Annotated in this window: 11 protein-coding genes; 4 read left to right on the top strand and 7 right to left on the bottom strand. The window is 62.0% G+C overall.

The genetic code is table 11. The features are described 5' to 3' along the window. Positions 1-88: 88 nt before the first annotated feature. Complete coding sequence (locus THECO_RS20720; protein ID WP_015256159.1) at positions 89-4315, bottom strand: glycosyl hydrolase 53 family protein; 4227 nt, start codon at positions 4313-4315, stop codon at positions 89-91. 330 nt (positions 4316-4645) lie between these two features. Here THECO_RS20720 and THECO_RS16445 point away from each other — a divergent pair, with 330 nt between their 5' ends. Next, a complete protein-coding gene (locus THECO_RS16445; protein WP_015256160.1) occupies positions 4646-5632 on the top strand; it encodes an alpha/beta fold hydrolase in 987 nt (328 codons plus the stop codon). On the opposite strand, the gene THECO_RS16450 is transcribed toward THECO_RS16445, so the two are convergent. From THECO_RS16450 to THECO_RS16470, 5 genes are all read right to left on the bottom strand, one after another. Beyond that, complete coding sequence (locus THECO_RS16450) at positions 5604-6212, bottom strand: glycerol-3-phosphate acyltransferase (protein WP_015256161.1); 609 nt, start codon at positions 6210-6212, stop codon at positions 5604-5606. The two genes, THECO_RS16445 and THECO_RS16450, sit on opposite strands and share 29 nt — an antisense overlap. Next, complete coding sequence (locus THECO_RS16455; RefSeq protein WP_015256162.1) at positions 6209-7315, bottom strand: glycosyltransferase; 1107 nt, start codon at positions 7313-7315, stop codon at positions 6209-6211. Before THECO_RS16455 ends, THECO_RS16450 begins: the two co-directional genes overlap by 4 nt. Positions 7316-7499: 184 nt before the next feature. After that, complete coding sequence (locus THECO_RS20725) at positions 7500-8483, bottom strand: stalk domain-containing protein (protein WP_015256163.1); 984 nt, start codon at positions 8481-8483, stop codon at positions 7500-7502. Positions 8484-8568: 85 nt separating this feature from the next. Further along, positions 8569-9012 (bottom strand): DoxX family protein, encoded by a 444-nt coding sequence (locus THECO_RS16465; RefSeq protein ID WP_015256164.1) that lies wholly within the window; start codon positions 9010-9012, stop codon positions 8569-8571. Positions 9013-9219: 207 nt separating this feature from the next. Next, positions 9220-9468, bottom strand: a complete 249-nt coding sequence (locus THECO_RS16470) for a hypothetical protein (protein WP_015256165.1) — start codon at positions 9466-9468, stop codon at positions 9220-9222. 173 nt (positions 9469-9641) lie between these two features. Between THECO_RS16470 and THECO_RS16475 the strand changes: the two genes are divergently transcribed. The 3 genes from THECO_RS16475 to THECO_RS16485 are packed head-to-tail and all read left to right on the top strand — an operon-like array spanning position 9642 to position 11852. Next, positions 9642-10127, top strand: a complete 486-nt coding sequence (locus THECO_RS16475) for a MarR family winged helix-turn-helix transcriptional regulator (RefSeq protein ID WP_015256166.1) — start codon at positions 9642-9644, stop codon at positions 10125-10127. After that, positions 10120-11523 (top strand): MFS transporter, encoded by a 1404-nt coding sequence (locus THECO_RS16480; protein WP_015256167.1) that lies wholly within the window; start codon positions 10120-10122, stop codon positions 11521-11523. The genes THECO_RS16475 and THECO_RS16480 overlap by 8 nt, the downstream gene beginning before the upstream one ends. Beyond that, positions 11520-11852, top strand: a complete 333-nt coding sequence (locus THECO_RS16485) for a luciferase domain-containing protein (protein ID WP_015256168.1) — start codon at positions 11520-11522, stop codon at positions 11850-11852. The genes THECO_RS16480 and THECO_RS16485 overlap by 4 nt, the downstream gene beginning before the upstream one ends. A 392-nt stretch (positions 11853-12244) precedes the next feature. Here THECO_RS16485 and THECO_RS16490 read toward each other — a convergent pair whose 3' ends face one another. Further along, entirely contained in the window at positions 12245-13546 is a 1302-nt protein-coding gene (locus THECO_RS16490) for an IS1380 family transposase (RefSeq protein WP_015254245.1), read from the bottom strand. Between the last annotated feature and the right edge of the window lie 29 nt (positions 13547-13575).

The following is a 13575-nucleotide window of genomic DNA, read 5'->3' on the forward strand; positions in this document are numbered from 1 at the left end:
AACCTCCCGCTTATCTGGCCTTTCTATTCAGAATAACCGATCTTGCGGCTTACGAATAGGGCAGAATTGCAAGTTTTGTGATGTTTGTTCAATATCCGGCCATGAGGGAGGCCAGGCGGTGCAGCACCTGGGCCGCTTCCGCCCGGCTGGCCGCGCCGTCCGGGGCGAAGGTGCCGCCGGGCAGGCCTTGCATGAGGCCGAGCGCTGTCACCCGGCGCACCGCGTCCCGTGCCCATGCCGGGATCTTGCCGCCGTCGGCATAGGCCGCGTCGGCTCCGGGCTGCGAGGTTTCGTTGCCGATCGCCGCCCGGGCCGCGGCGCGGGCCAGCAGCGCCGCCATCTCTGCGCGCGTGATCGCCTCGTTCGGCCGGAACAAGCCGTCGGCGTCGCCGGTCACGATGCCGGCCGCCCGCGCGGCGCGTGCCGCGGAGGCGTACCAGGCGCTGTCCGGGACGTCGGCGAATGCCGGGGCGTCCGGGGCTTGCGGGTCGTCCGGCAACTTGAGCAGCCGCGCGAGCATCGCCGTGAACTCGGCCCGCGTGACGGTCCGGTTCGGCTCGAACCGGCCGCCGGCTGCGTCCGTGCCGGTGAGGACGAGCCGCGCGGAGAGCGCCGAGATCGCCCGGTGCGCCCAGTGGCTGTCCGGCACGTCGGCGTAGCTGCGCGCCGCTTCAAGCAGCCCGTAGACGCCGGCGCGGGTCGCCCCGGCCTCCGTCCATTCGCCCGGGCCATGGCCGCCGATATGATGCAGCGCGCCGTCGGGCAGCAGCAAGTAGATGCCGGTCAGGTCCGGATTATAGGCGCCTTCCGTTCCCGGACGAAGTCCGATCGTCACCGGAACGGCGAACGTTTCGGGGGCGAAGACCTCGCCGCCGCCGTCGACGTAGGCCAGGCGCAGATCGACGAGCCGGGCGAGCGCCGTCAGGCCGAGGCCCGTCCGCCGCTCCGCGCGGGCGATCCATTGCCGCGGCTCGGCGGGCGGCTGCAGCCGCAGTGACAGGTACGCTTCGTCCGCGGCGGACAGGATGGCGGAGACTCCATTGCCCCGGGCGGCGTCCCGCGGGTCTGCCTCGTTCGCGCCGTCCGCCTGGCCGGCCAGCTGCGCCAGCACTTCCGCGGGCACCCGCAGGACGAGGCCGCCGCTCCGCACTTCCAGCGGCCGGTCCCCGAGCAGATCGGGCGCATTCGCCGGCAGCCGCACTTCGCCCGCCGTCTCCGGCACGTCGAGGACGACCGGCCCGTCGCCCGCCCCCGCCAGCTCTTCCTCCGGAACGGTCACGACTTCAGCTTCCTCTGCTTCGTCCGGTTCTTCCGTCTCCTCGTCTTCGCCGCCCGGTGCGGGCTGCGGATTCTGCGGCGCCGGGCCGCCGGACGCGGGCCGCCGCGTCGTGACCGTGACGGAAGGTCCGCCGTCCGTCCAAAGTCCGGCGTCGCTTCCTGCTTCGACCTGGAACGTATAGGTGGTGCCGGGCGACAGGCCGGTGATCGTGCGGCTGTCCGCGCCGCCGTCAACGGCAGCAACCGGCTTCCCGTCCCTGTAGATTTTGAAGCCCGCGGCCGCTTCCGGATTGGCGACGCCGGACCATCGCAGCCGGACATGGCTCGTTCCGATGTCCGCCGCTTCCAGCTTGGCGCTTTCACTCCATTCCGGCATCGTCACATGGCGGAATAATTCGAAGTCATCCAGGAACCCCCAGGTTTCGCCGGGCGCTTCCGCTTCGACGCCGATGACGATCTGTCCGCTGTTGACGGGGATGTCCGCGATGGCGTAGGTTTTCCACTCGTTCCAGCCCGTGTTGACGATGTCCGCCGTACGCCGTTCGCCGCCGTATCCTTCCGCGAACAGCCGCAGGATACGGTCGCCGCCGCCTCCGGACGCTTTCACGCGCAGCGTGTACAAGCCGTCGGGCAGGCCCGTGATCGTCTGGCTGATCTTGAACGCAAAGTCCGACTCGTGCCAATAGTTGAGCGACCGGATGCCGCTGTAGGCATTGTTCGCATTGCCGTCGACCTTGACGGCGCCGGGAGTGCCAGCCGTGTCCCAGCCGTCCGGTGTATGTCCGGCCTCGAATCCGCCGTTTACGGCCAGATTCCGGTACGCCGTCACGGTGAGGTCAATGGAAACCGGCAGCTTCAGTCCGGCGGTCTGCCCGGTGAGGCGGAACGTGCCGATCCGGCTGAGCCGGTCCGTATCGAGCGGCGCCCATTCAACCGGCACGCTCTCGATGCTGCCTTCGTTGTACAGCACCTGGACCGCAGCCGGCAGACGCGCGGCCGCATCTACCACCGATTCAAGGGCCGGAATGGTCACGCCCGCGGGTGTCAGCGCCCGGATCGGCGCCTTCGCCGGCAGGTTCGCCGGATCGAACCTGAACGCATCCAGGGACGGCAGGGCGTTCCCCTTGAAGTCGAACATGGCCTGGTTGTCCCACGCGTTGCCTTCCTTCGTCTTCCAACCCGCCTGGTAGTCGCCGTTCGCGTCTCGCGGCACGGGGATCCAGGCCGGCTCCCAGTAGAACACGCCCGTGCCCAGGCCGCCCGCCGTATGCGCCACCGTGTTCATCATCAGGGTGAGCATGTCCGCCTGCCCCTGCGGCGTCGCCGGGAATCCGGCCTTCTCCGCATCGGCCGCGCCGGCGATGTTCGGCCAGCCGTCGCCTTCCTCGAGCGTATGCGGATGCGCCGTCTCGACGACGACCAGCTCCTTGCCGTAACGGACGGCCAGGTCGTTCAGATTGTCCTTGAGCTGCTGATACGTCCCGTGCCAGTACGGATAGAACGACAGGCCGATCACGTCGAAGTCGTTCGTGTAAGCCGTCAGCGCATCGAAGAAGCCGCGGAACTTCGCGTTGTCGCCGCCCTCCGCGAGATGAATCATGACCTTCACCTCGCGTCCCGGCGGGGTCGTATCGCGGACCGCCCGGATGCCGCTGCCGATCAGTTCGGCCAGTTGGTTGAAGCGGCTTGTCGATCCGTCCGGCAGCAGCATGCCGTTGTTGATCTCGTTGCCGATCTGCACCATGTCGGGCCAGGCGCCCGCCGCATGCAGATCGTTCAGCACTTCGGCCGTGTAGTCATAGACCGCCTGGTTCAGACCGGCGAAGTCGAGATGCTGCCAAGCCGCCGGTTTTTCCTGTTTGCCGGGGTCCGCCCAGAAGTCGGAATAGTGGAAGTCGATGAGCAGGTTCAGCCCGGCGTTTTTCACCCGCTTGGCCATCTCGATCGTGTGTACCTTGTCGTTGTAACCGTCCGCGAGAACCGGGTCGTTCCACACCCGCAGCCGGATGGCGTTCACGCCCCGATCCTTCAGGATGGCGAGCAAATCGCGCTCCACGCCGTTGTCATAGTACTTGCCGCCCGCGTCCTCGATCGCCTGCAGCGTTGAAATGTCGGCTCCCTTGAGGAAAAGCGTCTCCGCGGCAGCTCCATCCGGCGTCGTCACCGCCAGTTCCGGGCCGTCCGTCGTCCATTCGCCTGCGGCATTCCCCGCTTCCACCCTGAACCGGTATTCGGTATTCGGCCGCAGGTTCGCGATCGTATAGGTCTGTACATTGCCCGGGACTGTCGCATGCAGCTTGCCGTCCCGGTAAATGCGGTAATGCGCGATGCCGTCCGGATCCGTCGCGGCGGTCCATTGCAGCTTCACGCTGCGCGACGACAGGTCCGGCGCCTGCAGCGATTTGTCCGCGTCCCATGCCGGGCCCGGCGGGTCCGCGGAAGGGTCTTCCACAAGCCGGAACATCACGTCGTCGAACGCTCCCCATTGAGTCGCCGGTGCTTCGACCTCAAAACCGATGACCGCCTGTCCGCCCTTCACCTGCACCGTGAGGGTGTACTGCCGCCAATCGCCCCAGGGCGTGACGGCGATGGGCGCCTCCACCCGCTGCCCGCCGGATTCGGCGAACAGCTTCAGCGACGTGTCGCCGGCCTGCCCGCTGTTCCCACCCTCGGCCCAGGCCGTCAGCTCATACTCGCCGTCGGCCAGGCCGGTCAACGTCTGGGTCAGCGTGAAGCTGAACGGCTCGTCCAGCCAGTAGGCGAGCGAATTGTTGCCGCTGTGCACATCGCCGGTTCCGCCTTTGTCGACATGAAGGAACACCACCGGCGTGTCGCCGTTCTTCAACGTGCCGTCATACGTCCAGCCGGTCCAGTCGACATCGCTGTCCTCGAATCCTGGATTGACCGCCAGATTGGCGGGCGCCGCTTCCGCGCGCTCCGGCGTCCAGGATGCGCCGAACGCCAGCAGCGCCGCCAGCATGGCGGTGAAAATGCGCCGCGCCCGATGTCCGGTTCCGTATCCGAGGCTTGCGATCATATCGGCCACCTCCCGTCAAATATCCGTTCTCAGGCTCCATTGTAAGAACGGCCCGTTCGCCGGGAACAGGAGGCGAAGCCAATATTTCTGCACCTTTTACAACGAATTGAATGCGCATTCCCAGGTGATGCCGCGGAGCCGGTTCGTTCAGCCTGCCGATGCACGTGATCTGCGTCCGGACAGCAGCGCAAGGCCGGACGATTGCCCGCCTGCTCTGGCAAGGTATGATGCCGCAAAAATCCTGGATTTTTGCGGCGATTTATTTGGCCTGAACATACCGTTCAGTATGGTAATCGAACACTTTAAAGAATGTTGAAGAGGAGGATTCCCATGTGGATGTTGCTGATCGCTGTTTTATTGCTGACCGGCTTGACCGCGGCGCTGTGGCTGTACAACCGCATCCGGTCCGCGCAGGCGGAGGCCGCTTTTCCTCCGGCCGGATCGTTCATTACCGTCGAAGGGACAAAGCTGCACTATATCCGCAAAGGCGAGGGAACGCCGGTCGTGTTGCTGCATGGCGGAGTGCTGCGGGCGAACGATTTTGATCAGGTGGTGGAACGGGCTGCAGCTTGCGGGTATGAGGCCATCGCGTTCGACCGCCCGGGTTACGGCTACAGCGAACGGCCGCCGCGGGCGACGCCGGCTGACCAGGCGAGGCTCATTCACGGCGCGCTGAAGCAGATGGGGGTGGAAAAGCCGATCATCGTCGGCCATTCCTGGAGCGGGCTGCTGGCGCTGACCTACGCGCTTCACTACCCGGATGACGTCTCCGGCGTCGTCACGCTCGCGGGAGCGATGTACAAAGAAGAGTATCCCGCGGAACACGGCGATCCGATCTCCCGCTTGGCCGCCGCGCCGGTGGTCGGGCCGATTTTCGTGAACACGGTGCCGGGAAGTCCGCTCGGCATGGCGCTCGCCCGTTCTTCGGTACGGCAGGCGTTCGCCCCCGAGCCGGTGCCGGCGGGTTACCGGGAAGCGGCGCTGGAGCTCTGGCTCCGGCCGGGCCAGTTCCGGGCGAACCGGGAAGACATTCTCGCGTTCGTGCCCGCCGCGCTGGAGGCCGGCCGGCGTTATCGCGAGATCCGCTGCCCGGTCGTCATCGCGGTCGGCGAGGAGGATCCTTACGGGACCCGGGAACAGGCCGCCCGGTTGAAACGGGATATCCCCCATGCCGAGCTGAGGGAAATCCCGCGCGTCGCGCACATGATTCCGCAGCTTCACCCGGAGCTGGCGCTCGAGGCGATCGACAGGGTGCGGGAGCTGTCCGGGGCCGCGCCGTCCGTACCGGTCATATCCATTTCTTCAGAAACACTCTGAGCCCGGTGCGGTGAGCCCAGATCATGAGCGCGATGTTCGCGCACCAGCCCCAGAAGATGGCGGCGGGATACGACCGCTGATGCAGCCAGACCGATACGGCGAACATGCCGAGGACGACCTGGAAGCTGTCCGCCTCGGACGAGACCGGGCGCCAGCCGTTGAGCGCGCGGCCGATCACGAGCAGCACAGCCAGGATGACGGCATAGACCAGCGTCACTTCGAACGCCGTGAGCGCGCTCCAGACGCCGAAGGTGACAGCGATCCCCTTGCCGCCGCGAAAGCGGAGGAACGGCGAGAACAGGTGGCCGAGCACCGGCGCGGCGGCAATGGGGATGAGGACCGGATCGTCCGGGTGGATGACGCCGGTCTGCAGGCATACCGCCACGGGGACGAACCCTTTCATGAAATCAAGGACGACGGCCAGCAGTCCGAAACGGTATCCGGCCGCCTGCCACAGATTGAACGCCCCGGGGTTGCCGTCGCCGATGGTGCGCAGGTCGACGCAGGCGATTTTTCCGAGCAGATGGGCATACATGACGGAACCGGACAGGAAGCCGAGGATGAACCAGAGCGCCATCATGCGTCCCTCCCGCTTCCCAGATGGATTTGCCGGCCTTTCCAGGTGACGCGGCCAAGCCATGCGGTCTGATAGAGCGAATACAGCATGACGGCGGCAAAGAACAGCGTAGGCAGCATGTGCAGGACCGGCATGAGCACGCCGAACGTCCCCGCAACCCGCGCCATGCGGTACAGCTGCGCCGCGTACAGGATGAGGCCGGCCGCAAGCAGCCAGTCCAGCCAGAAGAACAAGCCCGTCAAGAACATGCCGATCATCCACAGCGCACACAGGAGGACCGTCGTCCGGCTCACCACGGCCATGCTGGGCACCGCGCTCTTCGCGAACCCTTCGGCGGCCTGGCGGATGCCGCCGGGATACATGCGGTAGGAGACGAGATCACCGCCGAGATAATGGGCGAGCGGAATGCCCGCGGCCTTGCAGCGCGCGCCGAGCGCCAGGTCGTCGATGACCTCGGAGCGGATGCCGGCATGGCCGCCCGCCCGCAGGTAATCGTCGCGCGACGTCACAATGCAGGGGCCGTACAGCCCCTGGCGCGGGTTGTTCGCCTCATAAGGCGACATGAAGACGAAAACGCCGAGCATATTGAACACGAGCGACAGCTTCTCGGCCAGCCGCGGCACGACATGGTACGGGACGACCGAGATGACGCCTCCCGTCTGCTCCCTTTCTGATGCAAGCGCTTCCAACCCCCGGGGCGCCAGCCGCACATCGGCGTCCAGAAAAACAACGATGTCCCCGGTCGTGTGGTGGAAACCGTCCCAGAGCGCCCAGTTCTTCCCCGTCCACCCCGGCGGCAGATCATCATGGCGCACGACGCTCGCGCCGAGACGGGCCGCAATCTCCCCGGTTCCGTCCTCGGAACCGTCGTCGACCACCACGATTTCGACGGGCGGCAGCGTCTGGTCGCGCAGTGACTCGAGCAGATGCGGCAGATTCGCCGCCTCGTTGCGGGCCGGAATGACCACCGACACCGTCTTCCGCAAAACATCCGGCGATGGATCCGAAGGCGCTTGAAGAAGTTTCTTGTCGAACAATCGCCATCCCGCCCACAGACCCGCCGCAAGCACTGCTCCGATTGCCGCTTCAAGCATCCAGCTCTTCATCTGTCCACCGTCCCATTTCAGGATGTTCAAGCGCTGACCGCTGCCAAACCGTAAAACGGAACACGGATGGAATACAAATATTGTAGCAGATGAGCGGTATTCCGAGAACACTTTATGATGGCGCGAGGTTATCGGTGATGAAAAAAGAAAGACACCTGCATTCCAGGCGCCTTTTATCATCCGGTCAATCTTGGTAGTCCTGCTGCGTATCCAGGCCGACCATCTTGGCCGCCGCGTCCCAGGTCACGCCGATGTTGAACGTCCTCGCGATGTCGCGGAGCTTGAAATAGTTGTTGCCCCCGATCGTGTACGCCGTAAACTGCATCTCCCGGCCGTCCACATAGATCTTCGAACGGTTCGGTGTCGCGGTTACGGCCATCCGGTTTTCCGATCTGGCGAGCTCCCCGCCGACGGGTGTGTAGGATTCGCCGGAAATCAGACTGATGGCGTTCCGCGCGCCGTCCCACTTGACCTCGAACGGCTTGTCGGTTCCGCTCAGCACCATGGCAAGATCGCGCAGCTTCAAGTAGAGGTTGCCATTGATCGCATAGGCATGGAAAGCGACCGTCTTGCCGTCCACCGTCACGTTGGCCGTCTGCGGCAAGGCCATGACCTCTCTGTCTTCTGCCGCAGGTTCTTGCGCACCCGGTTCCGCTTCCTCCTGATCCGTAAACATGATGTACAGATCAAGGAAATGCCACAGCAAGTCTCCGGCCTCATCGTACGAGTAGATATCGATACGCAGCATCTCTTCCTGAAAATTCATTTCCCAGATGCTGCGGCTTACCGAGACGCTCGCCTTTCCGCCGCTGAGCTCCAGCCCTTTCCATTCGGCCGCGTACCACTGCCCGGATTCGTCGCTGATCAGGATATCCAGGTAGCGGGCATCCGGGTCCGACGTGATCACCTCGAACAGGAGCACATCGCCGTCGCCGTCCGGATAGTCGAAGTAATTCGTTTCAATTTCGAACGCCTCGCCGTTGATCGCCAGTACGGCGGAACCGCTCTTGACATAATGCGGAAAATATACCTGGTAACCCGTGCTTTCATCGGCCAAATAAAACAGCTTCGATGCATCATACCCCGCGTCTTCCGGTTCCGCCGCCGCAACCACGGCAGTCTGGAGCAAGAACACCGCCAACAACAGGAGCGAAATGTTTTTCTTCATCCGGCACCTCTCTGTCTTCCGTCGTATGTGCTGTCGGTCATGCCGCCAAGCTTCTTCTTCATTATAGGATATCGGCCGTCGTGCATCACTTCATAAATCCCGCAAGCAGAACGGCTGCCAAAAATACGAGCTGCAGCAAGGTTCGCGGTAGAAGAGGGGTTGCCGGCTTCCCGGCCAGCGTCAGGCGTCTGCGCGCCGCATGGACATTCGCCGGAAACATGGCCGCAAGAAGCAGCACCAGGCCGACGGCGGCATACGGAGACACGGCGGGAATCACAATCCCGACCGCGCCGATGATTTCGAGCCAGCCGGTAAGCGTGACGAGCAGCTCCGGCTTCGGAAAGGCCGGCGGTACCATGCGGATCAAGTCGGGCCGGCGCTTTCCCCAATGGGCGGACGCCGTAAGCAGGAACATCAAGGCGACCGCGAAACGCAGCGATGTGGTCCAGTCGTCAAAGTACGCCCATCCCACATAACCCGTCAAGCGGAAAAGCAGCAGCGATCCGACCAGCATGATCAACGGTGCCATTCTCCAACCTCCCGTTTGCGCGCATTTGATATCCATTTTAAAAGACCGACCGTCGGTCTGTAAATAGCCGAACAGGCCAATACGCCATCCTTTGACCATGCCCTTTGTCAGCGAACGATAAAAACGGTTATGATAAATAAATCCCTGCCGCAAGGAGGATTGGACGTGACAAAGAAAGCGGATGATCAAGCTTCCTGAAAAATGAATTCATTTTTGGGGAAAATACCACCCGCCCCTTTTTCCAACCAGCAGCAAGATGCCTGTCGTTGCATACAAAACCACTTGCGGAACACAGGTATAAAGCACAATCTTCTCCCCGATGGTCAGAACGTCCGGCGTGTGCAGCTTCGGATAAAAAATATTCCGGAACAGAACGGCAATCAGCAGGTACAACGCCATCAACAAGTGCAGCACGGCAACGACTTGCGTTGCGCGGCGAATGTCTATGCGACGCATCCCTTCACTCCCCGCACGTCTTCATGAAGTGGTTTTGGAACATCATGCCGTTTCCGCCGGCGACGTGCAACCTTGAATTGGGCTTGGCATTTCCGATCTAACCGTTGACAAGTCAACCATTCTTCCATTATAGTTGACTTATCAACCATTCCAGTGCACGGAGGCGGCGCACCATGAACGACCATCACAAAGAAAGCATCGGGAAATGGATCTCGGTACTCCATCGCCAATTCCAGATGTACCTGAACCGGGAACTGAAGCCGTACGGCATCCGCTCGTCGGAGTATATTTATCTCGTGAATCTGGACGAGGAAGACGGCGTCTCCCAGGAGACGCTGTCCCGGAACCTGTACATCAACAAGGCCGCGACGGCGCGGGCGATCAGCCGGCTGGAGAAGCTCGGGCTTGTGCGCAGGGCGCGCGACCAGAACGACGCCCGGGCATACGTGGTGACGCTGACCCCTGAAGGGCTGAAGATGCGCGATGTGATCCACGACAAGCTCCGAAAGTGGACCCGGACGCTCGAGGAGGGGCTCACCGAGGACGAGTACGCGTTCATGCTGCGCACCATCAAGCGCATGTCAGCGAACGCGCTGGCGCTGGTCGAAGCCGGACGCCATGACGCGGGAGAAGAAGGAGAGGCGGACGACGATGCATGACCAACGGGCGGCGCATGATAAGCAACTCGAACGGACCGGCATGCGGCTGATGCGGCTGATGATGGTCACGGCGGCACTGTCGTTCATGAGCGCCAGCTCGTTCAACATTGTCGTGCCGGAGATCAGCCGGCAGTTCGGGATCACGCTGGCGCAGGCGAGCTGGCTGTCTTCCGGCTATACGCTCTTTTACGGTTTCGGCACCGTCGTCTACGGCAAGCTGGCGGACCGGTTCGCGCTGCGGCCGATCATCACCATCGGTCTGTTCATCTTCACGGCGGGTTCCCTGACCGGCCTGCTGTCGCAGACGTTCTGGACGGCGCTCGCGGGGCGGCTGCTGCAAGCGGCCGGCGCGTCCGTCGTGCCGGCGATGGCCATGATTCTGCCGATCCGGTATTTCGCGCCGGAACGCAGAGGTTCGGCGATCAGCATGACCGCGGTCGGGCTGGCGATCGGCGGCGTGCTCGGCCCGGTCGTCTCGGCGCTGCTGCTCAGCTTCGCGAACTGGCGGTGGCTGTTCGTGCCGTCCTTGCTGATGCTGGCGCTCTTGCCGCTGTTCCGCAAATATCTGGGAGCGGGAGACGCCGCCGGCAACCCGCAAGGGAAGCTCGACGCCCCCGGCGGCGGGCTGCTGCTTGCGGCGACGGCGGCGCTGCTGCTCGCATTCACCTGGTGGAACGTCTGGCTGTTCGCGGCGTTCGCCGCCGCGCTGGCGCTGTTCATCGTTCACATCCGGCGCGTGCGGGAGCCGTTCGTGCGGCCGGACCTGTTCCGGAATCGGAAATATCGGACCGGTCTTATGATGACCTCGCTGATCGCCGCGGCCTCGAACGGCGTGTTCCTGCTGACGCCGATGCTGCTGGCGGACGTGTACCATCTCGAATCCCAGTGGATCGGCTTCGCCCTGGTGCCCGCCGCATTCGCGGCGGCCGTGCTCGGCAGACGCGGCGGCAAGCTGGCGGACCGCAAGGGGAACTTCGCCCTCTACGCCATCGCCGCCGGGCTGCTCATCGCGTGCTTCACGCTGCTGAGCCTCCTCGCGGGAACATGGCCCGTCTGGGCGATTCCGCTCGTCCTGATGTTCGGCAACGTCGGACAGACGTTCATCCAGGTCGCCATCACCAACTCCGTGTCGGGCACGCTGCCGAAGCCGGAGGCGGGCGTCGGCATGGGCTTGTTCTCCATGACGAACTTTATCTCCAATGCGGTATCGGCCAGTTTGTACGGCGTCGCCGTCGAGGCGGGAAGAACCGGCTTGGCGCCCGAACTCGCACTGAACGCCGGAGCCTTCAATCTGATCTATGGTGCGCTGGCCGCCCTGCACATCGTCCTGCTCATCGTCTATCGGGTTCGATTCGGCGCCGGGGCCGCGCGTGAAAGGAGCGTGACAAGCGGATGACGGAACGAACGAAACCGCCGGCGTGGTTTGCCGAAGTATGCGCATGGCCGGGCGTGACGACGGGACCGCACCGGTTCGGCGGCACGGAATTTCTCGTAAACGGCAAAGAAATCGGCCATACGCACGGGTTTTCCCTCGTCGACATCCTGCTACCCAAGGCGGTGCGGGACGAAGCGATCGCACGCGGGAAAGCGTCCCCGCACCATATCCATCCGGAATCGAACTGGGTGTCTGTGCATGTCACCGATGACGCCGCGGCAGCCCATGCGGTCGAACTGCTGCGGTTCAACTACGATCGGCTGATGAACAAAGACAGCGCGCGGGACTGATCCGCCGCTGTCTTTTTCTTTTTCACCAATCTTCCGCCACACGCCTTGACCGCAATCGTGCGGCGGCCGCCTTCCGACTTGCGCGATCGTACCGGCATTTCTTTCTGTCGATCGTGCCGTTATGGAGCACATAGCAGGAAGCGCCGGGGATGTTCCGAAAATCTTATTAATTTCTGAAGCAACTTGCAATTGAACCATACTGCGGTATAATACGTCATCCTAAATTTCGAAAGCCCGTAATATCAAACGCTGTATATAGTGGAACTGCCAAACTAGCTGTAAGAATGTGGCGATTTCCCAGTTCGTTCGGTTCAAGTCAACATTATGTGGATACACTTTCCCCCTCCCCAATGAAGAGGCTGCGATTTCTTCCATGTTAAATTTAGGGGTTTTCATTCCAAAAGTGCGATCCTGGCTTCTATTCGTTGCCATGCATACCGGTTTGCAAAGTCTTTCGCCAGCTTGAGAATGATGTTGCGGCTATGCCGAATAATCGTTGCTGCGCAATGGAAGAACTCTAATCGGAACCGTGCGATTGTGTAACCTTGATGTACCGGTTCGCAGCAGCTTCGCTTGAATCGCTCGAACAAATTGTAGGCGAGTAATTTGATCAACAAGTCGAGTTCATTCGCCTCAAATTCGCTCGTCGCAATTCTATCAATGGAGAAGCCGTTCTTCGCTTCCTTGATATAGTTCTCCATGCAACAGCGTTGGTTGTAGAAGCGCCACAGATCAAGCGGCTCCCATTCGAGATTGGTGACGATCGCTTCGTATTGCCAATCCGAATCGAACACCATGCGGGTCTGGCCTTCATCGACGATGTGTGCCTTGCGAACAATCGCTACGCGGCGCGCCTTCTCCCAAGATGTCGCTTTGTAGATGATCGTAATCCCTTCGATGATCCAGTCTTCATCGACGAATCGTTTCCAGTACCGGCAGGCTGCGACTTGTTCTGCAAGGCGCTTTGTCCATTTCAACTTTCCGACGTAACCGATTCCTTTGCCTTCCCACAGGCCGTAGAAATCTTCACCGCCGAAGCCCTTATCGAACCTCGCGTACTTCACCGGATGCTCCCTCAGCAGTTCGAAGGTTTGGTGAAGAAAAGCTGACGCATCCGTGGAGGAGTGCGTATTGCCCGAACGTAGAACGGCATTCAAACATAGACGAGACTGTCCTTCGAAGGCCAGCAAAGGATGATAACTCTTACGGCCGGGCTTATGCGGGTTCGTGCCTTTAGCCGCTCCGCCCTGATCGCCATATACGGTTTCAACGGTGGAGTCAAGGTCCAGAATGAGAGCCTCTGGTAAACAAGGTCCAATGATTTCCTGATTGAGCGACCGCAGCTCAGTCAACAAGTTCGGGTGCGATTTGCTAAGACGCGACAACTCTTTGTATAACAGCGAATGGTGCGGACAGCGTCCACCGAGAAACCGCTTTAGAAGCGAGTCTTGCTGTAGCTTGCGGAAATGGAAGAGGCGTTCGCAGCCGAGCATCCAGCCGACGACGAGATAAAGCAGAATACGGTAGACGGGGAACAGCGAGTTGTTTGCTTTCATGCATGACAGCCTTTGTAAAGCAGCGGCAAACTTGATTTTTTCGAGGTATTCCAGGAAGATTTTGATGCCGCCGAAATTGGTCGCGTTCTGTAGGGAAAATTCGGTCTTGATTTTGCTGATGGGTGTGGTAGACTTCACCTAAAAGGTGCTCCTCTCTTTGGGTGTAG

The sequence above is a fragment of the Thermobacillus composti KWC4 genome, from assembly GCF_000227705.2.
GTDB lineage: Bacteria > Bacillota > Bacilli > Paenibacillales > Paenibacillaceae > Thermobacillus > Thermobacillus xylanilyticus.

What these genes read in the sequence shown, in the direction of transcription:
- THECO_RS16465 (WP_015256164.1), bottom strand. Translation starts at nt 9,012, where the DNA reads ATGGCACCGTTGATCATGCTGGTCGGATCGCTGCTGCTTTTCCGCTTG.
- THECO_RS16450 (WP_015256161.1), bottom strand. Translation starts at nt 6,212, where the DNA reads ATGATGGCGCTCTGGTTCATCCTCGGCTTCCTGTCCGGTTCCGTCATG.
- THECO_RS16445 (WP_015256160.1), top strand. Translation starts at nt 4,646, where the DNA reads ATGTGGATGTTGCTGATCGCTGTTTTATTGCTGACCGGCTTGACCGCG.
- THECO_RS20720 (WP_015256159.1), bottom strand. Translation starts at nt 4,315, where the DNA reads ATGATCGCAAGCCTCGGATACGGAACCGGACATCGGGCGCGGCGCATT.
- THECO_RS16475 (WP_015256166.1), top strand. Translation starts at nt 9,642, where the DNA reads ATGAACGACCATCACAAAGAAAGCATCGGGAAATGGATCTCGGTACTC.
- THECO_RS16480 (WP_015256167.1), top strand. Translation starts at nt 10,120, where the DNA reads ATGCATGACCAACGGGCGGCGCATGATAAGCAACTCGAACGGACCGGC.
- THECO_RS16485 (WP_015256168.1), top strand. Translation starts at nt 11,520, where the DNA reads ATGACGGAACGAACGAAACCGCCGGCGTGGTTTGCCGAAGTATGCGCA.
- THECO_RS16455 (WP_015256162.1), bottom strand. Translation starts at nt 7,315, where the DNA reads ATGAAGAGCTGGATGCTTGAAGCGGCAATCGGAGCAGTGCTTGCGGCG.
- THECO_RS16470 (WP_015256165.1), bottom strand. Translation starts at nt 9,468, where the DNA reads ATGCGTCGCATAGACATTCGCCGCGCAACGCAAGTCGTTGCCGTGCTG.
- THECO_RS20725 (WP_015256163.1), bottom strand. Translation starts at nt 8,483, where the DNA reads ATGAAGAAAAACATTTCGCTCCTGTTGTTGGCGGTGTTCTTGCTCCAG.